At 67.6% G+C, this 18,134-nt stretch carries 22 protein-coding genes; 7 read left to right on the forward strand and 15 right to left on the reverse strand.

Annotated elements, in window-relative coordinates:
- Window positions 1–9: 9 nt before the first annotated feature.
- Both M9980_RS01620 and lipB read right to left on the reverse strand, forming a co-directional pair.
- Window positions 10–291 (reverse strand): hypothetical protein, encoded by a 282-nt coding sequence (locus M9980_RS01620; protein WP_250752664.1) that lies wholly within the window; start codon window positions 289–291, stop codon window positions 10–12.
- A gap of 92 nt (window positions 292–383) precedes the next feature.
- Complete coding sequence (lipB, locus tag M9980_RS01625) at window positions 384–1,052, reverse strand: lipoyl(octanoyl) transferase LipB (RefSeq protein ID WP_250752665.1); 669 nt, start codon at window positions 1,050–1,052, stop codon at window positions 384–386.
- 88 nt (window positions 1,053–1,140) lie between these two features.
- Here lipB and M9980_RS01630 point away from each other — a divergent pair, with 88 nt between their 5' ends.
- Both M9980_RS01630 and M9980_RS01635 read left to right on the forward strand, forming a co-directional pair.
- On the forward strand, window positions 1,141–1,986 hold the full coding sequence (locus tag M9980_RS01630; RefSeq protein WP_250752668.1) for a hypothetical protein: 846 nt from the start codon (window positions 1,141–1,143) through the stop codon (window positions 1,984–1,986).
- The gene (locus M9980_RS01635) at window positions 1,983–2,768 is read left to right on the forward strand and encodes a hypothetical protein (protein ID WP_250752670.1); all 786 of its coding nucleotides are present in this window, start codon (window positions 1,983–1,985) and stop codon (window positions 2,766–2,768) included. Before M9980_RS01630 ends, M9980_RS01635 begins: the two co-directional genes overlap by 4 nt.
- On the opposite strand, the gene M9980_RS01640 is transcribed toward M9980_RS01635, so the two are convergent.
- The 3 genes from M9980_RS01640 to M9980_RS01650 form a co-directional block, all read right to left on the reverse strand.
- Window positions 2,738–3,331, reverse strand: a complete 594-nt coding sequence (locus M9980_RS01640) for a GNAT family N-acetyltransferase (protein ID WP_250752672.1) — start codon at window positions 3,329–3,331, stop codon at window positions 2,738–2,740. The two genes, M9980_RS01635 and M9980_RS01640, sit on opposite strands and share 31 nt — an antisense overlap.
- Window positions 3,322–4,164: an oxygen-dependent coproporphyrinogen oxidase gene (gene hemF / locus M9980_RS01645; protein WP_250752673.1), complete on the reverse strand. Its 843-nt coding sequence runs from the start codon at window positions 4,162–4,164 to the stop codon at window positions 3,322–3,324. The genes M9980_RS01640 and hemF overlap by 10 nt, the downstream gene beginning before the upstream one ends.
- A gap of 230 nt (window positions 4,165–4,394) precedes the next feature.
- Window positions 4,395–4,844, reverse strand: a complete 450-nt coding sequence (locus tag M9980_RS01650) for a tRNA (cytidine(34)-2'-O)-methyltransferase (protein WP_250752674.1) — start codon at window positions 4,842–4,844, stop codon at window positions 4,395–4,397.
- A gap of 185 nt (window positions 4,845–5,029) precedes the next feature.
- On the opposite strand from M9980_RS01650, the gene petA reads away from it, so the two are divergent.
- The 4 genes from petA (at window position 5,030) to M9980_RS01670 (ending at window position 8,442) form a co-directional block, all read left to right on the forward strand.
- Window positions 5,030–5,602, forward strand: coding sequence for a ubiquinol-cytochrome c reductase iron-sulfur subunit (gene petA / locus M9980_RS01655; RefSeq protein WP_250752675.1), 573 nt, complete (start codon window positions 5,030–5,032; stop codon window positions 5,600–5,602).
- Between the two features lie 14 nt (window positions 5,603–5,616).
- The gene (locus tag M9980_RS01660; protein ID WP_250752676.1) at window positions 5,617–6,924 is read left to right on the forward strand and encodes a cytochrome b; all 1,308 of its coding nucleotides are present in this window, start codon (window positions 5,617–5,619) and stop codon (window positions 6,922–6,924) included.
- 9 nt (window positions 6,925–6,933) lie between these two features.
- Window positions 6,934–7,791 (forward strand): cytochrome c1, encoded by an 858-nt coding sequence (locus M9980_RS01665; protein WP_422921376.1) that lies wholly within the window; start codon window positions 6,934–6,936, stop codon window positions 7,789–7,791.
- 117 nt (window positions 7,792–7,908) lie between these two features.
- A complete protein-coding gene (locus tag M9980_RS01670; protein WP_250752677.1) occupies window positions 7,909–8,442 on the forward strand; it encodes a hypothetical protein in 534 nt (177 codons plus the stop codon).
- A gap of 170 nt (window positions 8,443–8,612) precedes the next feature.
- On the opposite strand, the gene M9980_RS01675 is transcribed toward M9980_RS01670, so the two are convergent.
- From M9980_RS01675 to M9980_RS01720, 10 genes are all read right to left on the reverse strand, one after another.
- Entirely contained in the window at window positions 8,613–9,068 is a 456-nt protein-coding gene (locus M9980_RS01675; protein WP_250752678.1) for a MaoC family dehydratase, read from the reverse strand.
- 16 nt (window positions 9,069–9,084) lie between these two features.
- Window positions 9,085–10,350, reverse strand: a complete 1,266-nt coding sequence (locus tag M9980_RS01680; RefSeq protein WP_422921377.1) for an alkaline phosphatase family protein — start codon at window positions 10,348–10,350, stop codon at window positions 9,085–9,087.
- Window positions 10,351–10,396: 46 nt separating this feature from the next.
- Window positions 10,397–11,779: a hypothetical protein gene (locus M9980_RS01685; RefSeq protein ID WP_340689107.1), complete on the reverse strand. Its 1,383-nt coding sequence runs from the start codon at window positions 11,777–11,779 to the stop codon at window positions 10,397–10,399.
- 52 nt (window positions 11,780–11,831) lie between these two features.
- Window positions 11,832–12,161, reverse strand: a complete 330-nt coding sequence (locus M9980_RS01690; RefSeq protein ID WP_250752679.1) for a hypothetical protein — start codon at window positions 12,159–12,161, stop codon at window positions 11,832–11,834.
- 38 nt (window positions 12,162–12,199) lie between these two features.
- Entirely contained in the window at window positions 12,200–13,300 is a 1,101-nt protein-coding gene (gene ychF, locus M9980_RS01695) for a redox-regulated ATPase YchF (protein WP_250752681.1), read from the reverse strand.
- Window positions 13,301–13,410: 110 nt separating this feature from the next.
- Window positions 13,411–13,989 carry a TIGR02466 family protein gene (locus tag M9980_RS01700; protein ID WP_250752683.1) on the reverse strand — a complete coding sequence of 193 codons (579 nt, stop codon included), beginning with the start codon at window positions 13,987–13,989 and terminating at the stop codon, window positions 13,411–13,413.
- Between the two features lie 11 nt (window positions 13,990–14,000).
- Complete coding sequence (locus tag M9980_RS01705; RefSeq protein ID WP_250752686.1) at window positions 14,001–14,273, reverse strand: DUF6894 family protein; 273 nt, start codon at window positions 14,271–14,273, stop codon at window positions 14,001–14,003.
- Between the two features lie 137 nt (window positions 14,274–14,410).
- The gene (gene pth / locus M9980_RS01710) at window positions 14,411–14,980 is read right to left on the reverse strand and encodes an aminoacyl-tRNA hydrolase (RefSeq protein ID WP_250752687.1); all 570 of its coding nucleotides are present in this window, start codon (window positions 14,978–14,980) and stop codon (window positions 14,411–14,413) included.
- 76 nt (window positions 14,981–15,056) lie between these two features.
- Window positions 15,057–15,797 (reverse strand): 50S ribosomal protein L25/general stress protein Ctc, encoded by a 741-nt coding sequence (locus M9980_RS01715; protein ID WP_250752690.1) that lies wholly within the window; start codon window positions 15,795–15,797, stop codon window positions 15,057–15,059.
- Window positions 15,798–16,050: 253 nt separating this feature from the next.
- Window positions 16,051–16,974, reverse strand: coding sequence for a TraB/GumN family protein (locus M9980_RS01720; protein WP_250752691.1), 924 nt, complete (start codon window positions 16,972–16,974; stop codon window positions 16,051–16,053).
- 171 nt (window positions 16,975–17,145) lie between these two features.
- Here M9980_RS01720 and M9980_RS01725 point away from each other — a divergent pair, with 171 nt between their 5' ends.
- Complete coding sequence (locus M9980_RS01725) at window positions 17,146–17,985, forward strand: glycine--tRNA ligase subunit alpha (RefSeq protein WP_250755026.1); 840 nt, start codon at window positions 17,146–17,148, stop codon at window positions 17,983–17,985.
- Window positions 17,986–18,134 lie beyond the last annotated feature (149 nt).

The following is an 18,134-nucleotide window of genomic DNA, read 5'->3' on the forward strand; positions in this document are numbered from 1 at the left end:
TCGCGATGATTACATCGCGTTGGTGGTCGTGGTCGTGGTGTTCGTGGTCATCGTCATGTTGCCGTCCATCGGCGCCATGCTGTTGGCCATCATCGCGTCATTGCCCATGGCGCCGTCGACGGCGGTCATGTTGTCGGTCATCGTGCCGTCCATCGTGGCGTCGGTGACGTTCAGGTCGGTGACGACGGTGTTCTCAGTGGTGGTCTCGGTCGAGCCGCCGCAGGCCGAAACGAGCAGCGCCGCGCCGGCGATCATCGAGGCCGTCAGGCCCTTGGCAAAAATAGAACGCATGTGGAAGCTCCCTAGATAAGGCGACCCGGGTCGGCTGGATGGCCTTTTATACCCCAAATCAGGTGGGACATTAGCCAACAACCCCGCCCCCCTCAAGCCCCCGTTTTCACCGGGCAGGGAGACAGCCGGTCGAGAAAGGCCGGAAACGCCGCGCGCAGCGCCGCGTCGAAGCTGGCGAAATCGGCCCGCGCGCCAAGGGCCGCCGCACTCGTCACGTCGTATTCGGCGATCCCACACGGCACGATTCCGCCGAAATGCGCCAGGTCCGGCGACAGGTTCACCGAGAAGCCGTGCATCGTTACCCAGCGTTTCACCCGCACCCCGATCGCGCCGATCTTCGCCTCGCCGCGCACCGGATCGCGGGTCCATATGCCGATCCGTCCCTCCGCCCGGAACGCATCGATGCCGATGCCGGCGAGCGCGTCGATCACCCACCCTTCCAGCGCGTGGACGAAGCAGCGCACGTCGCGCCCGCGCTTGCCGAGGTCGAGGACGAGGTAGCCGACGCGCTGGCCCGGCCCATGATAGGTATAGCGCCCGCCGCGTCCGGTAGCGTGCACAGGAAAGCGCGGGTCGATCAGCTCGGCGGCATCCGCACTGGTGCCGCCGGTGTAGAGCGGGGGATGTTCGAGCAGCCACACCAGTTCACGACCTGCGCCGTCCTGCACCGCGGCGACGCGCGCCTCCATCTCGCCCAGCGCTGCGGCATAGTCGCTCAGGCCCGGCGTCACGCGCCATTCGACGGTCTGGATGTCGCTCATCCTCGCGCAGATGTGCCCCACGAACGCGATTGGCAAGCGCGCGGCGGCTGCGCTAAGCCCTCGCGCAATGCGGCAGTGGGGGCGTGCGATGGTGAAGATCGAAACCGTCTGGGATCGGACGACCGAATTCCTGGGCGACAACATCGGCGTGCTGCTGCCGATCGTCGTGCTCGCGATCTTCGTGCCGGCCAGCATCTCGGGCAGCCTGGCCGATGTGCAGGAAACCGCAGGCTTCGGGCTGAAGCTCGGCCTCGGCCTGCTCGGCATCGCCTTCTCGCTACTGTCGCTGTGGGCGCAGCTCGCGATCGCCGCGCTCGCGATCGACCCCGCGCTCGGCTCGCGCGCGGCGCAGGTGGCGACGGCGCGCCTGCTGCCGGCGATCGGCGTGTTCCTGGCCGTACTGGCAGGGGCAATGCTGCTGGCGATCCCGATCCTCGCCCTCATGTCGGCGGCAGGGTTCGACTTCGCGGCGATGGCAGCGGGGGAGCGCGTGACGCCGACGATCACGCCCGGCTACGGCTTTGCGATCTTCGCGGTGACGCTGGTCGCCATCCTCATCCTGTTGTTTGTTGGCGCGCGGCTGGCGACGCTGACAGCGGTCATCGTCGCGGAACGCCGCGGCCTCGGCGCGATCCCGCGCGCGTTCGCGCTGACTCGCGGGCTGACGTGGAAGCTGGTCGGCGTCGTCATCCTCTACGCAGTTGTCGCGATCGTCGCGGTGCTGGCGGCGCAGACCGTGTTCGGGTCGGTGTTGCGCATCGTGTCGGGGGAGCCGGCGCGGGGCACGATCACCATCGCCGGGGTCATCACCTCGGTCGTGGTCGCGGCGGTGTCCTCGGGCTTCACCACGCTGGCGGCGGCGTTCTGCGCGAAGCTCTATGCCGCCGTCGTGCGCCACAACGAAACCACGCTCGCCCCGGCCGCATCTGCGTGAAGCTGCCGTTTACGACCGCTTTCGGGGATGCATGGGCGGCGTGGCGGCGCGACACCGCGCTGTTGCTGCCGCTCGCCGGGCTGACGATGTTCCTGCCGCAGCTGGCGGTGCTGCTGCTGGTCCCGCCGTTGCCGCCGATGGCCACGCCCGAGGATGGTCAGATGACAGAAGCGGCAGCGCAGGCCTGGGCCGATGCCTTCACCCTGTGGGCGGGGCAGCACGGCATCTGGTATGCGCTCGCCCCCGCGGTCGGGCTGTTCGGCGCGCTGGCGGTGATGGCGCTGTACCTCGACCGGCAGCGCCCGACGCTCGGGGGTGCGCTCGCGCGCGGGGCGATGCTGTTCCTGCGCTATCTGCTCGCCTCGATCCTGATCGCGATCGCCGCCATCGGCATCCTGATGCCGGGCGCCGCCTCGCGCCTGCTGCTCGCCGCGATGATCGCGCCGGCGTTCTATATCCTCGGGCGCACGATGCTCGCCGGGCCGGTGATCGTCGCGCAGGCACCGGTCGGTGCGGTCGCCGCGATCCGCCGCAGCTGGGCGCTGACCCGCGGCCACGGCTGGATGCTCGCCGCCACCTATGCCGCGATCCTGATGGGCGCGCAGCTGGTCGGCGGCGTGTTCCTGTCGCTCGCGGCGATGGGCACGGGCAGCGCGGGCGCGAATCCGGTGGTGGCGACGGTGTTCGACGGGGCGGCGGCGGTGGTGACCTCGGCGGCGGCGCTGACGCTCGCGCTGGTGCAGGTCGCGCTCTACCGCCGGCTGGCGAGCAAGGGCACCTGAGGGGCGGCGTCCTCCGCCAGGACGCCCGACACGCGCGGATCGGCGAAGGTCTCGATTGTCCGCTTGACCGCGACGAACCCGCTCGCGCGGTAGAAGCCGAGCGCGCGCGGGTGGTCGAGCGTACAGGTGTGCACCCACACCCGCGTTACGTCCTTCGCCCAGGCCCGCCCGAGCGCCTGCGCCATCAGCCAACGGCCATGCCCCGCGCCGGTCAGTTCGGGAATCAGCCCAACATAGGACAGCTCGCAGTCGCCGGCGGTCCGGAAATCGAGCTCCAGCATCCCGACCTCGATCCCCGCCGGATCGACCACCGCGAACACCTGCACGCCCGCATCGTGGACGATCCCCGCCAGCCGCGCGTCGTCCATGACCAGCCGGCTGAACCACAGCCACGGCGCGCCCACCCGCCGGAACAGCGCGCGGTATTTGTCGAGCGCCGGCGCCGGCCATGCCACCAGCCGCAGGTGCGACGCCGGCAGCGGCCGGGGGCGGGGACGCTCGCGCATCTCCAGCGTGGTGACGATCGTCGCCACCTCGTGCGGCGCGACCGGGATCAGGCCCATTCGGCGCGCGGCGGCAGGCTCATGAGAATCGCGTCGATGTTGCCGCCGGTCTTCAACCCGAACAGCGTGCCGCGGTCATAGACCAGGTTGAATTCGGCATAGCGCCCGCGCCATGCCAGCATCGCCGCCTCGTCCGTCGGAGTGTAGGCGTCGTTCATCCGCCGCCTGACGATCCGCGGATAAGCCTCGAGAAACGCGCGCCCCACGTCCTGCGTGAACGCGAAGCTGTCGGCGAAATCGCCGTCGAGATGGTCGAAGAAGATGCCCCCGACGCCGCGGCTCACCTGGCGGTGGGGGATGTAGAAATATTCCCCGGCCCACTTCGCGAACCTGTCGTAGTCGGCGACCGGATGCGCGTCGCACGCCCGGCGAAGGGTCGCGTGGAATTCGGCGGTATCGCTCTCGACCGGCAGCGGCGGGTTCAGGTCCGCGCCGCCGCCGAACCAGCGCTTCGTCGTCGCCAGGAAGCGGCAGTTCATGTGGACCGCCGGCACATGCGGATTGGCCATGTGCGCGACCAGGCTGATGCCGGTGGCGAAGAATTTGGGGTCGTCGCCGGCGCCGTGGATCGATTTGGCGAACTCGCCTTCGAACGTGCCGCCGACGGTCGAGACGTTGACCCCGACCTTCTCGAACACGCGCCCCTTCATCACCCCGCGCACGCCCCCGCCGCCGGGCTCGCCAGAGGGATCGGTGCGGTCCCACGCGATATAGTCGAAGTCGGCGTCCGACCCGGCCTCGCGCTCGACAGCGACGAATTCGGCGCAGATCAGGTCGCGCAAGGTTTCGAACCACGTTCGGGCGGCGGTCTGTTCGGAATCGAGAGGCTGCATCGTGCGGGCCTAGCAAATCCTCCCCGGCACGGGGAGGGGGACCAGCGAAGCTGGTGGAGGAGGCGGGCGGTAATCGTCGCGCCCACCTTCACCGTTCGCCTCAAGTAGCCGTCGAGCCTGTCGAGATGGCGTATCGAGAGGGCTGTGCCGCAAGAGAGCCTCTCTCGATACGGGCTCTCGACAAGCTCGATCCCTACTCGAGACGAACGGGGGCTTGAAGTCGATCGGCCCTAGCTGGGCCACCCGCCCGTCTGCCTCAGCGCCTCGGCCAGCACGATCCCCACCGATACCGACAGGTTCAGCGACCGCCTCCCCGCCGCCATCGCGATGACCACGCGGGCGTCGGCGCGCGCGTGGACGTGTTCGGGCACGCCCGCGCCCTCCTGCCCGAACAGCAATATGTCGTCGGGCCGAAACGCGATGTCATGCAGCGGCGTCGCGCCCTTCGTCGTCAGCAGCACGATGCGTCCGCGTGCCTGATCTTCGAACGCCGCCCAGTCTTCGTGCCGGGTCACGCGGACGTGGTCGATATAGTCCATGCCGGCCCGCGCCACGCGCTTGTCGTCCCACGCGAATCCCATCGGTTCGATCAGGTCGACCGGCGTTGCCAGGCACGCCCCGATTCGCAGGGTGGCGCCGACGTTTCCGGCGATCTCGGGCTGGTACAGGGCGATCCGCATGGTGGCTGCGGATAGGCGAGCGGGGATCGCCTCGCAAATTGCTGTTGGCAAAGCGCGCCCCCCGCGTTTATCAGGCCCGCCAGTCACCGGGGGCAACCGGGGGCGGTCCGCGGCTATCTGGCGCGGTTTCCGTATCGGCGCCGCGTTTCCGGGCGTCACAGAATTCGAAGTGCAAGGGCTTGTGCATGGCAACTGACCACGAAGGCGTAGCAGCGGGAGGCGTCGTCGACGGACCGCAGAACCCGCGCCGCCGCGACTATCTGCAGATCGGCGCGGTCGCCTGGGCCGGGGTCGGCGTCGGCGTGATCGCGCTGCCGCTGGTCAACCAGATGAACCCGTCCGCCGACGTGCTCGCGCAGTCGACCACGGAGATCGACATCTCCGCGATCCAGCCCGGCCAGGCGATCAAGACGACGTTCCGCAAGCAGCCGCTGTTCGTGCGCAACCTGACGCCGAAGGAAATCGCCGAGGCCGATGCCGTCAACGTCGGGTCGCTGCGCGATCCCCAGACGCTGGAGGAGCGCACCAAGACCGGCAAGAAGAACTGGCTCATTACGCTCGGCGTCTGCACCCATCTCGGCTGCGTGCCGCTGGGCGCGGGCGAGGGCGAGAACAAGGGTCCGTTCGGCGGCTATTTCTGCCCGTGCCACGGCTCGGCCTACGATACCGCGGGCCGTATCCGCCAGGGCCCGGCGCCGCAGAACCTGCATGTGCCGGATTATGTATTCACGTCCGATACCGTCGTGACGGTCGGGTGAGGGGCTAGACTGATATGAGCTTTCCCTGGGCCAAGCATTACGCGCCGAAGCATCCGCTGATGAAGTGGATGGACGAGCGCCTGCCCCTGCCGCGCTTCGTCTATGGTGCGATCGGCGGCGGCTATCCCGTCCCGCGCAACCTGAACTATTTCTGGAACTTCGGCGTCCTCGCCGGGGCGGCGCTGGCCATCCAGATCGTCACCGGCATCGTGCTGGCGATGCATTTCGCCGCCAACGGCGACATCGCGTTCAACTCGGTCGAGCACATCATGCGCGACGTGAACGCGGGCTGGTTCATCCGCTACGCGCACGCCAACGGCGCGTCGATGTTCCTGGCGGTCGTCTACATCCACATCGGGCGCGGGCTATATTACGGCTCGTACAAGGCCCCGCGTGAGATGGTGTGGCTGCTGGGCGTCGTCATCTTCCTGCTGATGATGGCGACCGCGTTCATGGGCTATGTGCTGCCGTGGGGGCAGATGAGCTTCTGGGGTGCTCAGGTCATCACCGGCTTCTTCTCGGCGATCCCGCTGGTGGGTGAAACGATCCGCGTGTGGCTGCTCGGTGGTTTCGCGCCGGACAACGCCGCGCTCAACCGCTTCTTCTCGCTCCACTATCTGCTGCCGTTCGTGATCGCGGGCGTCATCATCCTGCACATCTGGGCGCTGCATATTCCGGGGTCGAACAACCCGACCGGCGTCGAGGTGAAGGACGAGCAGGATACCGTCCCCTTCCATCCGTATTACACGGCGAAGGACGGCTTCGGGCTCGGCGTCTTCCTGCTGATCTTCGCGTCGCTGATCTTCTTCTCGCCGAACCTGCTGGGTCATCCGGACAACTACATCCCGGCCAACCCGCTCTCGACGCCCGCGCACATCGTGCCCGAATGGTATTTCCTGCCGTTCTACGCGATCCTGAAGTCGTTCACGATCGACTTCCTGTTCCCGGCGAAGCTGTGGGGCGTGCTGGCGATGTTCGGGTCGATCCTGCTGCTGTTCTTCCTGCCGTGGCTCGACACCTCGCCGGTGCGTTCGGCCAACTACCGGCCGGTGTACCGCTGGTTCCTGGTTGCGCTGGTCATCGACGTCCTCGTCCTCGGCTATGTCGGCGGCGCGGAGCCGAAAGCGGGCGTGATCCTGCTCGGCCAGCTCGCCTCGGCCTATTACTTCCTCCACTTCCTGGTGATCCTGCCGATCGTGTCGGCGATGGAGCGTCCGCGCCCCTTGCCCAATTCGATCACCGAAGCCGTGCTGGCAAAGCATGGCGGCACCAGCCCTGCACAGACCGCGATGCGCGGCGGCGTCATCGCGCCGGCCGAATAAGGACAGACGATGCTCAGTTTCCTCGGAGTTCGCCCGTTCGCCTTCCTGGCCGGGCTCGCCTTTGCGATGATGGCGCTGATCGGCGGCATCTCGACCGTCGTCGGCATGGTGCAGGAGCCGGAAAAGCCGACTGCGGAGCACGAGTTTCACAAGCACCCCAAGGAGCTTGAACTCGCGTCCAACGGCATCACCGGCAAGTTCGACCGCCGCCAGCTGCAGCGCGGCTTCCAGGTGTACAAGGAAGTCTGCTCGGCCTGCCATTCGCTGAAGCTCGTCGCGTTCCGCGATCTCCAGCAGATCGGCTATTCGGAAGCCGAGGTTAAGGCGATCGCGACCCAGTGGGCGATCGAAACGCCGGCCCCGAACCCGGAGACGGGCGAGATGGCGACGCGCAAGAACCTGCCGTCGGATCACTTCCCGGCGCCGTTCGCCAACGATATCGCCGCGCGTGCCGCCAACAACAATGCGGTCCCACCCGACCTGTCGCTGATGACGAAGGCACGCCACGACGGCGCCGCCTACGTTCATTCGCTGCTGACCGGTTTTCAGGAACAGCCCGCCGAACTGCTCAAGAAATTCCCGGAGGCGAAGACGCCCGAGGGGCTGCACTACAACCCATATTTCGCGACCCTCAACCTCGCGATGGCGCCGCCGCTGACCGGCGACGGCCAGGTCGGTTACACCGACGGCACCAAGGCGACCGTCGATCAGATGGCCAAGGACGTCTCGGCGTTCCTGGTGTGGACGGCGGAACCCAAGCTCGAGGCGCGCCACTCGGCGGGCTGGGCGGCGGTGATCTTCCTGCTGATCTTCTGCGTGCTGACCTGGGGCGCCTATCAGAGCGTCTGGCGCGACGTGAAGCATTGATCCGGTAGCGGGCGAGCCCCGCGACCGTACATAAGAACGCCCTGCACGGCGGCGCGACGGAACCGTTGCGCCGCCGTGCTCGTTTCGACTCCCATCCGCGTATCGGGAGTATTCGCCATGTCCTTGCTTCGTAGCCTGACGCTGGCCGCCGTCGCCAGCGTATCGCTCGCCGCCTGCACGGACGGCTATGGCTATTCGGGCGTGTCGGTCGGCTACGGCGGCGGATACGGCGGCTATGGCGACGGCTATTACGACAGCGGCTATTATGGCGGCGGCTACGGCAACAGCTATTACGGCTGGTACGGCGACTATTATTATCCGGGCACCGGTTACTACGTGTACGACCAGTACCGCCGCCCGTATCGCTGGAACGACAACCAGCGCAATTACTGGCAGGGCCGCGCCCGCAACTGGCAGGGCGACCGCCGCGAGATCCGCGACAACTGGAACGACTACGCCCGCGATCGCCGGCAGGACGACCGCGCCTATCGCCGGGATCGCCGCGACGACCGGCAGGATTATCGCCAGGGCGAGGTAACCCGCGAACAATTCCGCACCGAACGCCGCGAGGACCGCCGCGAGTATAATCGCGAACGTCGTCAGGACGGTCGCCAGCTACGCCGCGAGAACCGCCGCGACCGACGGGATTGAGGTTGGTGGGGGAGGTGCGGGTGCGCCTCGCCTCTCCCCACAAACCGTTCGCTTCGAGTAGGGATCGAGCGCAGTCGAGAGCCCGTATCGAGAAGTCCTCGCGAGAGGCATCAACCTCTCGATACGCCGTCTCGACAGGCTCGACGGCTACTCGAGGCGAACGGAAATCGTTACGAGGCCGCCCCCTCCCGCCGCCGATACAAACCCGTCGCGAGAAAGCTCATCACCGGCTCGTCCGCCTGATTGAACACCGTGCTGCGGGTCAGGGCGCTGCCCATGTCCGGCTTGCTGCGGAATGCGCGGGTCTCGACGACCTCGCTCTCGACGCGCAGCACGTCGCCCGGATACACCGGTTTCAGCCACCGCAACTCGTCGATCCCCGCCGCGCCCAGTCCGCCGGTATCGTTCGCCTGCATGTCGCGCACGATCATCGCCATCGTCATCGCGCAGGTGTGCCATCCGCTCGCCGCCAGCCGCCCGAAATGCGTGCCCTCGGCACCTTCGTCCGACAGATGGAACGGCTGCGGATCATATTTGCCGGCGAAGTCGAGCACCTCGTCGCGAGTGACCTCGTACGATCCGAACGCATTGGTGTCGCCGACGGCGAGGTCCTCGAAATAGCGCACGGGCGTCTCCGTCGGATCAGCGTTTCAGGATGGTGCGGAACGGCGCGTCATCGCCGTCGATGCCGGTGGCGGGGGGCAGACCGATCAGGTCGCGCAGCAGCGGGTTGACGTCGACATTGTCGAACGGCGCCAGCGTGCCGGCGTTGCGGATCGCCGGCCCGCTGGCGATGAACAGCGCCGCCATCTCGGGCGCGGCATTGTCATAGCCATGCGCCCCGCCGTGATCCTCGGCCTTCGGCGCGGTCTTCTCGATCGTCCACCCGACCTCGGCCAGGCACAGATACGGCGGCACCCGCGGGTTGCGGCCATAGGCGAAGCGCGCGGGGATATCGGCCTTGCGCCAGCAGGTCATATGGTCTTGCGGTCGCAGAAGCCGCGACTCCAGCGCGCGCTCGCGCCCCGGCATCGCCGCCAGGCTGGCGTAGGGCCCATTCTCGACGATGCGATAGTCGGCGGGATCGGCGACACGGTCGAGGGCGATCGTCCGCGTGCTCGACGTAGCCGCCATGCCGTGGTCGGCGACGATGACGAAATTGACCGGCTGTCCCATCGCGCGCAGCCCCGCGACGAGCTGGCCGATCGAACGATCGACCCCTGCCACAGCCGCGGTCGTCTCCGCCGCGTCGGGGCCATGTTCGTGCCCCGCGGTATCGACCGCCTCGTAATACAGCGTCAGGAACTTCGGCCGGATGCCCTCGGGCCGGCGCAGCAGGTCCAGCACGGCGTTGACCCGCTGCTCGGGGCTGATCGCCTCGTTATACTGCTGCCAGTCATGCGGACGCACCCCGCCGGTCAGCGCGTGCGGCCACGCCTCTGCCCGCGCGCCGCCGACCGCCACGTTCGATCCCGGCCAGAACATCGTCGCCGATCGGATGCCCGCACGCTCGGCATCGACCCAGATCGGCGTCGCCTCGTTCCACCAGAACGGGTCGTCGCTGGCCATCGTGAAGGTTTCGCCGGGGCGGCGCGCGTCCTCCATCTTGTTGGCGACGATGCCGTTGCGGTCGGGGCGCAGGCCGGTGACGATGGTCCAGTGGTTGGGGAAGGTCTTGGACGGGAACGACGGGCGCATCGCCGCCGACACGCCCGCCGCCGCCAGCGCATCCAGCGTCGGCGTCACCCCGCGCGACCGGTAATCGGGGCGGAAACCGTCGATCGACACCAGGATGGTGACCGGCGCGCGCCGCTCGGCGGCCATCGCCGCAGGCCTCTCGCCCGGTGCCACGCAGCCATTGAGGGACAGCGCGGCCATCGCCGCCAGCAACGCGAGTCGTATCGTCATGGGCACAGGGCTTGCCGCGGCCGGACGCCTGCGACAAGCCCGCGCGTCAGTTGTCGAGCGACAGCTTGGCGAACAGCGTATAGCCCGTGCCCGACCCGTAACGCGGCTGGAGCGCGTCGGGCACCGCGGTCGCCAGCACGCTGCCCCCCAGCGCCACGTTCAGCGGCCCCGCGATCGGCAGGCGATAGGCATATCCCCCCTCGACCCGGCTCACCCGGAATTTCACGTCGTGCAGGGGGTCGGCATGGTCGGGAAACAGCTCGTCATTGGCGACATTCTCCGCACGCGCGAATAGATTGTGGCCTCCCGCCGGATTCCAGTTGGCCTCCGCCAGCCACGCGGTCAACGTCTCGCCCGGAATGCGGTTCTTCGCCGACCACGCCAGCGTCGCCGCCAGCCGCCGGTCGCCATAATGGACGCTGGCGGTGGTCCGCCCCTCGTCCTCGCCGGGATGCTGCGCTTCGGGCTCCTTCAGCCGCCCGTGGCTGACCTGCGCCACCCAGTTGGGGGAGGGCGTCCAGGTCGCGCGCACGCTCCACGAATCGAGTGCCGGCGTCTCGATGTTCCATCGCGCCTCATCCGGCTCACGCCCGCGGAAGGCGGATGCCTCGACCTGCACCACCTTTGCCCTGACCCCCGCTGTCACCACGCCGTAGGTGATGTGCGTGCTGTCGAACCAGTGATGCGTGATCGGCGCCAGCGGCATGTAGCGCGACGACGGACGGTGCATGAACGCCGCCGGCCCCAGCGCGGGTTCGCCGACCGGCCCGCCATACAGGAATGCGCGGGTGTCCTCGCCGATGTCGAGATCGACGCGCGCGGCCAGCTCCATGAACAAATCGTGGGGATGCTGGCGGTCGACCAGCGGGCGCCCGAACGCCGTCTCCCCGGTCGCCAGCAGATTGGGATAGCCGCGCCGCCCCATCAGCGGCTCCAGGCTCAGCATCGACCGCAGCTGCAGATGCGCGGCGGAGCCAAGCTCGCGGTCGGCGGTCAGCATCGCCATCGACTGGACGAACGCCATGTCGTCGCCGCGCGGCCCCGACTGGTCGGTGTAGGCGCCCCAGACATAGCCGTGCGCCATCAGATCCCAGTTGCCTGCCGGAATATGCTGCCCGGTCATCATTCCGCTGCCCAGCGGCAACAGCGCGGTGCCCGATCCGAACGCCGCGCAGGCATCCCCCATCCGCATCGCGCCCATGTTCATCGCGCCCATGTCGTGCCCCATCGCGGCATCGTCGACGGCGGTCATCTCATGATCCTGATGCGCATCGTGCGTCATCGGTGCGGGCTGGTCCGCCTGCGACGGACCGGCGGCAGGGGCGGGGTTGGGGGCCGGCATCGGCATGTGCATATGCTGCGCCGCCGCCGGAAACGCGACGAACGCGCCCGCGGCAACCGCCGCGAGCAGGAGAAATCTCGACATCATCTGAACTTTCGAAGCTGAAAAGGACACGCGCGGGACGAACGCCCGCGTCGGATCACGCCTGCTTCGGTGGGGGCGTGTGCGGTCGCGCCGGCTTCAGCGCATGCGAGATGCGGATATGCGCCGCCGGGATCATCATCAGCGCCCGGTTCGGCGCCTCCAGCAGCGGCGGGCGCGCGGTGGAGGGCGCGACGCAGCCCAGGCACTGGCCCTGGCCGGGTTTGGCCTTGTCGTTCTGGCGGCGTTGTTGCTGGTGCTGGCCGGCATCATGCTGGCTGCTCGCGCTCGATTCGCTGGCCGGCGTTTCCGACGCACAGGCCGGGGTCACCACCGCCAGCGGCGACAGCAACAGGGCGAACAGCGCGATCAGGAGCCGCAGCGTCATGCGCGCCTCATACACCTAAAGTATAAGACGCGCAAACATCACACGTTGAAGCGGAACAGCAACACATCGCCGTCCTTGACGACGTATTCCTTGCCCTCGGACCGGAGTTTCCCGGCATCGCGCGCGCCGCTTTCGCCCGAAAACGCGACGTAATCTTCGTACGCGATGGTTTCAGCACGGATGAAGCCGCGTTCGAAATCGGTGTGGATCTCGCCTGCCGCCTGCGGCGCCTTCGCGCCGACATGCGTCGTCCACGCCCGCGCTTCCTTCGGCCCGACCGTGAAAAACGTCAGCAGGTGGAGCAGCTCGTACCCGGCGCGGATCACGCGGGCGAGGCCGGTTTCCTCCAGCCCCAGCTCGGCCAGGAATTCGGTGCGGTCCTCCGCCGGCATCGTCGCGATATCGGCCTCGATCGCCGCCGACACCACGACCGCCTCGGCGCCCTCGGCCTTCGCCTTGGCGAACACCTTTTCGGACAGCGCGTTGCCGTTCGCGGCATCCTCCTCGTTGACGTTGCAGACGTACAACACCGGCTTGGCGGTGATGAGCTGCGACGCCTTGAACACGCGCTCCTCCTCGCCATCCTTCGGCACCGTCAGCCGCGCCGGCTTGCCCTCGCGCAGCAGGTCGAGTGCCTGGCCCAGCACGCTCGCGCCGATTTTGGCTTCCTTGTCGCCCTGCGTCGCCTTCTTGGCGAGCGCCGGCACGCGCTTTTCGAGCGATTCCAGGTCGCTCAGCATCAATTCGGTCTCGACCGTCTCGGCGTCGGCGATCGGATCGACCTTGTTGTCGACATGCTGGATGTCGTCGTTCTCGAAACAGCGCAGGACGTGGACGATCGCATCGACCTCACGGATGTTGCCCAGAAACTGGTTGCCCAGCCCCTCGCCCTTCGACGCGCCGCGCACCAGCCCGGCGATGTCGACGAAGCCGAGCTGCGTCTCGATGATCTTGGCCGATCCGGCGATGGCGGCAAGCTTCTGGAGCCGCGGGTCGGGCACCGCGACGTTGCCGACGTTCGGCTCGATCGTGCAGAACGGATAATTCGCCGCCTGCGCCGCCGCCGTCTCCGTCAGAGCGTTGAAAAGCGTCGATTTGCCGACGTTCGGCAGGCCGACGATGCCGCAGCGGAAACCCATGGAAAATGCCTTCGCGTGAATGAAGTGGGAGGTCGGCGCGCGCGATAGGGCATCGCGGGCGTTGACGCCAGCGTGTGCGCCGCTGTCGCGCGAGACCGGTGGCCTGCCGCCTACCGATAGTTGAAGCTGATGCTGATCCGTTCGTGCTTCGCGGCGTTCGGCATCACTTCGTGGCGCAGCCAGCTTTCCCACAGAAATACGCCGCCTTCCGCGGGTTCGGCATAGACGAAGGTGTCGGGGCGGGCGGGGGCGGCCATCAGCATGGGCAGGCGCGGGTCCTCCAGCTTCAGCGCGCCCGACCCCGGCGGCACCGCGACATAGAGCGTCCCCGACACGACGCTGTGCGGATGGATGTGGCCCGAATGCGTGCCGCCGGGCTTCAGGACGTTGACCCACATACTGTCGAGCTTCAGCCGCCGCGCGAGATCAAAGCCGCAGTCGCGGGCGAAGGCGGCCACGTGGCGGTTGAGCAGCCGCACCAGATCGGCGAAGCGCGGGTCGCGCATCGGCAGGTCGTCGAGCGAGGCATAGCTGGTATAGCCGCGGTAGCCGTGGTCGCGCGACCAAGTGCGGCCCGCGCGGTCCTCCGACGCCAGTTCGCGGCATGCCTCGGCCAGCTCGGCGACCAGCGCGTCGTCGCCCAGCGGCGCCTCGTAAAATTGGGTCGGGAACAGCGCGCGCGTCGTCATGCGGGCACGGGTTAGCGTCGGCGGGGCGGGGCGTCCATGTCGTCGTGGATGATCTGGATGATGTCGCCGAAGGGCATCGAGGCGAGTGGCTTGCCGCCGTCGCCCACGATCTCGATGGTTTGGGCGAGGCAGACCACGCCGTCCTCGCGCAGGTCGATCGCCACCATCTCGCGCACGATCTGGCGTGCGCGCTCGACCGCGGTCGCATCGTCCAGCAGCACCAGCCCTTCGCCGTCGGACAGGTGATTTCCCGGGGAGTGAATGTTGAAGCGGTAGCGTGGCACTGAGACAATCCGGCGTCGGCGGGCGCATCGTGCCCGTCTGCGAAGCCGCGAGGAACTTCGTGACGAACCGCGACAACTGCCCGGCCCCCGTCAGTGTTCCCCTAAATAGATTAATTTAGATCAAGATGTTGCCAATTTCACGCAGCCAGCCGCAGCGCGACCTCGTTCATGAAGCGCACATCGTCCCCCGCCGCCAGCCACGGCGCCTCCGCGGCGATCGCGCCGAGCAAGTCGCTCAATGGCTCGATCTCGGTCTTGTGCCAGTTCGACAGGACATGGCCGGTCACGCGGTCCTTGTGCCCCGGATGGCCGATACCGATGCGGACGCGGCGAAAGTCGGCGCCGATATGGGCGACCGCGGATTTCAGCCCGTTCTGCCCCGCGGTGCCGCCGCCGCGCTTCACCTTCATCTTCAGCGGCAGTAAGTCGAGCTCGTCGTGGAAGACGGTGACGTCTTCGGGCGCGAGTTTGTAGAAATCGAGCGCGGCGCGGATCGCGCGGCCGCTGTCGTTCATGTAGGTCGCCGGTTTCAGCAGCACGACCCTGTGCGCGCCGATGCGTCCATCCTGCGCCCAGCCCTGGAACGCCTTCTTCGCTGCGGAAAACCCGTGGGTTGCGGCGATCGCATCGACCGCCATGAACCCGACGTTGTGGCGGTGCATGGCATAGTCCGGGCCAGGATTGCCCAGGCCGACCCACAGCTGCATCAACAAATTCCCCAAAAACGACGAAGGGCGGAATGCGTCGTCGCATCCCGCCCCCCGGTTGGTCGATATCGACGGATCAGTCGTCCTTCTGGGTCGTGATCTTGTCGTCGTCGTTGTCGTCGTCGTTCGGCTCGACTGCAGGCTCCTCGCCCTCGGCAGCGGCGGCTTCCTCGGCCTGCTGCTCGGCGGCGTTCGCCTCGGCTTCGGCGTCAGCCTCGGCCAGCGCTTCCTGCACGTCCGCCTTCATCGCCGACGGGGCGATGACGGTGGCGATGGTGAAGTCGCGGTCGTCGATCGCCGATTCGGTGCCCTTGGGCAGCGTGACGTTCGAGATGTGGATGGTATCGCCGACTTCCAGGCCCTTCAGCGAAACCTGGATTTCCGACGGGATTTCCGCGGCATCGCAGACCAGCTCCAGGTCGTGGCGAACGATGTTCAGCACGCCGCCCTTGGTGATGCCCGGCGCGTCCTCTTCGTCGGTGAAGACGATCGGCACCGCGACCGTGACAGTCGCGTGCTCGCTGATGCGCAGGAAATCGACGTGCAGGGGGCGGTCGGTGACCGGATGGAAGGCGACGTCCTTCGGCAGCGTGCGCACGGCCTTGCCCGAACCCGTCGAGATCATCACGACCGAGTTCATGAAGTGGCCCGAACCGAGCATCTTGGCGAGCTCGCGCTCGTTGACGCTGATGCTCAGCGGCTCCTGCTTGTTGCCGTACACGACGGCGGGGACGCGGCCATCACGACGCAGCGCCCGGGAGGCTCCCTTGCCAGCCCGGTCGCGCGTCTCGGCCGACAGCTTCAGCTGTTCGCTCATAGAATTATCCGATCTTGCGCTTGGTGTTTCGTATATTTGCCCGGCAAGCCTCCAGGGATGACCCTGCCGCGACAAGCGCGCGCCCATAGCGGGAAAGGCGCGCGATGGCAAATCTAACTCCCTCTCCCATCGGGAGAGGGAAGGGGCCCGTTGCCGAAGGCAATGGGAAGGGTGAGGGCCGTGACGACCGCTGCCCTCACCCTTCCGCAGCTGCGCTGCTCCCTCCCTCTCCCGCCGGGAGAGGGACTTCCTCTCAATACTTGACCCGCACCGCCTTCAGCTTCTTCGTCGCAAGATCGGCGATGACGCTCTTGTCGCCCGCCAGATGCCCCGCGCCGACGGCGACGAAGACCGTGCCCGGCTTCTGCATCCGCTCGCCGATCCACGTCGCCCAGCGGGCGTTGCGGTCGTAGAGGATTTTCGCCGCGACCTCGGGCGAATCCTTCAGCCCGTCGTTCATCGTCTTGGCGAGCGCATCGGTGCGCCCCGCCGACCAGTCCGCCACCATCGTGTCGAGCGTCGCCGCGCCCTTGGGCAGTTCGTCGAGGGTCGACGTCAGGAACGTCACCTGCGCACCGTCCGACAGGCCGTCGAAATAGCCGATCTGCTGCTCGGCGGTCTCAAGCCCCGTCACGGTCTTGCCCGCCGCCTTGGCCGCTGCGGTCAGGATCTTCTCGGGCCCCTGATCGCCGTCGTATCCGGCCTTGCGGATCGGCACCATCGAGATCGCGATGCTGGCGAACCACGGCTTCAGCCGCTCGGCGGCGGCGCCGGGGATGCCGGCTTCGGCGATGGCGGTGGTGAAGGCGGCGCGCTTGTCGGCGGGCAGGCGCTGGGTCAGGGTCGGCGCGCCGGTCGGGGCGATCGCCTTGGCCATCACGATCCCCTGCATGGTCGCGGCATCGGGCTCGACCATTTCCAGCACCAAAGTGTCGGACTTGTCGAACGCCGACTTCACCGCCTCGTCGAACCAGGTCAGGCCGGGCTTCAGCACATGCACCGTCCCGAACAGATAGATCGTCGTGTCCTTGTCCTTCACCACCCACAGCGCCGGATCGGCATCGTTCGCCGCGGTCGGCGTCGCCTTGGGTGCCGGCGCCGGCTGGGCACAGGCGGGCAGGGCACACAGCGCGGCCAGCGTCATCGCACCGGTCAACAGGGACTTCAGGGCAGGCATCGCATACTCCGTCTGGGACTTTCGCCCGACAAGTGGGGCGGGCGGCGGCGCTGTCAATCCGCAATCGTGGTTGACGCGCGGCCCACAGGCTTGCCCTCGCTCGCCCCATAAGCCAAACGCCGCCACGTGACCGACACCAATTCCCCGCCCGGACCGCTCTCGTTCCAGCGCATGATCCTGACGCTCCATGACTATTGGGCGGCGCGCGGCTGCGTGATCCTCCAGCCCTATGACATGCGGATGGGGGCGGGCACCTTCCACCCCGCAACGACGCTGCGCGCGCTCGGCCCCGATCCGTGGAACGCCGCCTTCGTCCAGCCGTGCCGCCGCCCGACCGACGGCCGCTACGGAGAAAACCCCAACCGCCTCCAGCATTACTATCAGTATCAGGTCATCCTGAAGCCCAGCCCGCCCGACCTGCAGGAGCTGTACCTGGGGTCGCTCGCCGCGATCGGTGTCGACATGCAGGCCCACGACATCCGCTTCGTCGAGGACGACTGGGAAAGCCCGACGCTCGGTGCCTGGGGCCTCGGCTGGGAAGTCTGGTGCGACGGCATGGAAGTCACCCAGTTCACCTATTTCCAGCAGATGGGCGGCTTCGACTGCAAGCCCGTCGCCGGCGAGCTGACCTACGGCCTCGAGCGGCTGGCGATGTATATTCAGGACAAGGACAGCGTGTACGATCTCGCCTTCAACGATGCGGGCGTGACCTACGGCGACGTGTTCCTCGAGAACGAGCGCCAGATGTCGGCGTGGAATTTCGAGGTCGCCGACACCGACACCCTCTTCGACCAGTTCAGGAAGGCCGCCGCAGAGTGCGAGAACAGCCTTGCCGCCGGACTTCCCATCCCCGCCTACGAACAGGCGATCGAGGCGAGCCACGTCTTCAACCTGCTCCAGGCCCGCGGCGTCATCTCCGTCGCCGAGCGCCAGGCCTATATGGGCCGCGTCCGCGACCTCGCGAAGGGCAGCTGCGCGGCGTGGATGGAGAAGAACGGGTGGGCAGCGTGATGGCGGCGGCTCGGGAAGAAAAGGATCTGCGGGGCGTGAGCAGGCTCACGCCAAGGCGCGAAGACGCGAAGATGTCGCGCCCGCCGCGCCGGCGGCCTTTAATCCATGAGCGTACAGCAAGCGATAAAGTCTCGCTGACGCGAGCCGGA

Source organism: Sphingomonas donggukensis, assembly GCF_023674425.1.
Classification (GTDB): Bacteria; Pseudomonadota; Alphaproteobacteria; order Sphingomonadales; family Sphingomonadaceae; genus Sphingomonas; species Sphingomonas donggukensis.

Bases quoted from the DNA above. Each gene is read 5' to 3' on its own strand.
- M9980_RS01700 (WP_250752683.1), bottom strand. From the start codon at position 13,989: ATGACGACGCGCGCGCTGTTCCCGACCCAATTTTACGAGGCGCCGCTG.
- M9980_RS01725 (WP_250755026.1), top strand. From the start codon at position 17,146: ATGATCCTGACGCTCCATGACTATTGGGCGGCGCGCGGCTGCGTGATC.
- M9980_RS01650 (WP_250752674.1), bottom strand. From the start codon at position 4,844: ATGCGGATCGCCCTGTACCAGCCCGAGATCGCCGGAAACGTCGGCGCC.
- M9980_RS01715 (WP_250752690.1), bottom strand. From the start codon at position 15,797: ATGAGCGAACAGCTGAAGCTGTCGGCCGAGACGCGCGACCGGGCTGGC.
- pth (WP_250752687.1), bottom strand. From the start codon at position 14,980: ATGCAGCTGTGGGTCGGCCTGGGCAATCCTGGCCCGGACTATGCCATG.
- lipB (WP_250752665.1), bottom strand. From the start codon at position 1,052: ATGAGCGACATCCAGACCGTCGAATGGCGCGTGACGCCGGGCCTGAGC.
- M9980_RS01680 (WP_422921377.1), bottom strand. From the start codon at position 10,350: ATGACGATACGACTCGCGTTGCTGGCGGCGATGGCCGCGCTGTCCCTC.
- M9980_RS01620 (WP_250752664.1), bottom strand. From the start codon at position 291: ATGCGTTCTATTTTTGCCAAGGGCCTGACGGCCTCGATGATCGCCGGC.
- M9980_RS01640 (WP_250752672.1), bottom strand. From the start codon at position 3,331: ATGGGCCTGATCCCGGTCGCGCCGCACGAGGTGGCGACGATCGTCACC.
- M9980_RS01660 (WP_250752676.1), top strand. From the start codon at position 5,617: ATGAGCTTTCCCTGGGCCAAGCATTACGCGCCGAAGCATCCGCTGATG.
- hemF (WP_250752673.1), bottom strand. From the start codon at position 4,164: ATGCAGCCTCTCGATTCCGAACAGACCGCCGCCCGAACGTGGTTCGAA.
- petA (WP_250752675.1), top strand. From the start codon at position 5,030: ATGGCAACTGACCACGAAGGCGTAGCAGCGGGAGGCGTCGTCGACGGA.
- ychF (WP_250752681.1), bottom strand. From the start codon at position 13,300: ATGGGTTTCCGCTGCGGCATCGTCGGCCTGCCGAACGTCGGCAAATCG.
- M9980_RS01665 (WP_422921376.1), top strand. From the start codon at position 6,934: ATGCTCAGTTTCCTCGGAGTTCGCCCGTTCGCCTTCCTGGCCGGGCTC.
- M9980_RS01630 (WP_250752668.1), top strand. From the start codon at position 1,141: ATGGTGAAGATCGAAACCGTCTGGGATCGGACGACCGAATTCCTGGGC.
- M9980_RS01690 (WP_250752679.1), bottom strand. From the start codon at position 12,161: ATGACGCTGCGGCTCCTGATCGCGCTGTTCGCCCTGTTGCTGTCGCCG.
- M9980_RS01685 (WP_340689107.1), bottom strand. From the start codon at position 11,779: ATGATGTCGAGATTTCTCCTGCTCGCGGCGGTTGCCGCGGGCGCGTTC.
- M9980_RS01670 (WP_250752677.1), top strand. From the start codon at position 7,909: ATGTCCTTGCTTCGTAGCCTGACGCTGGCCGCCGTCGCCAGCGTATCG.
- M9980_RS01720 (WP_250752691.1), bottom strand. From the start codon at position 16,974: ATGCCTGCCCTGAAGTCCCTGTTGACCGGTGCGATGACGCTGGCCGCG.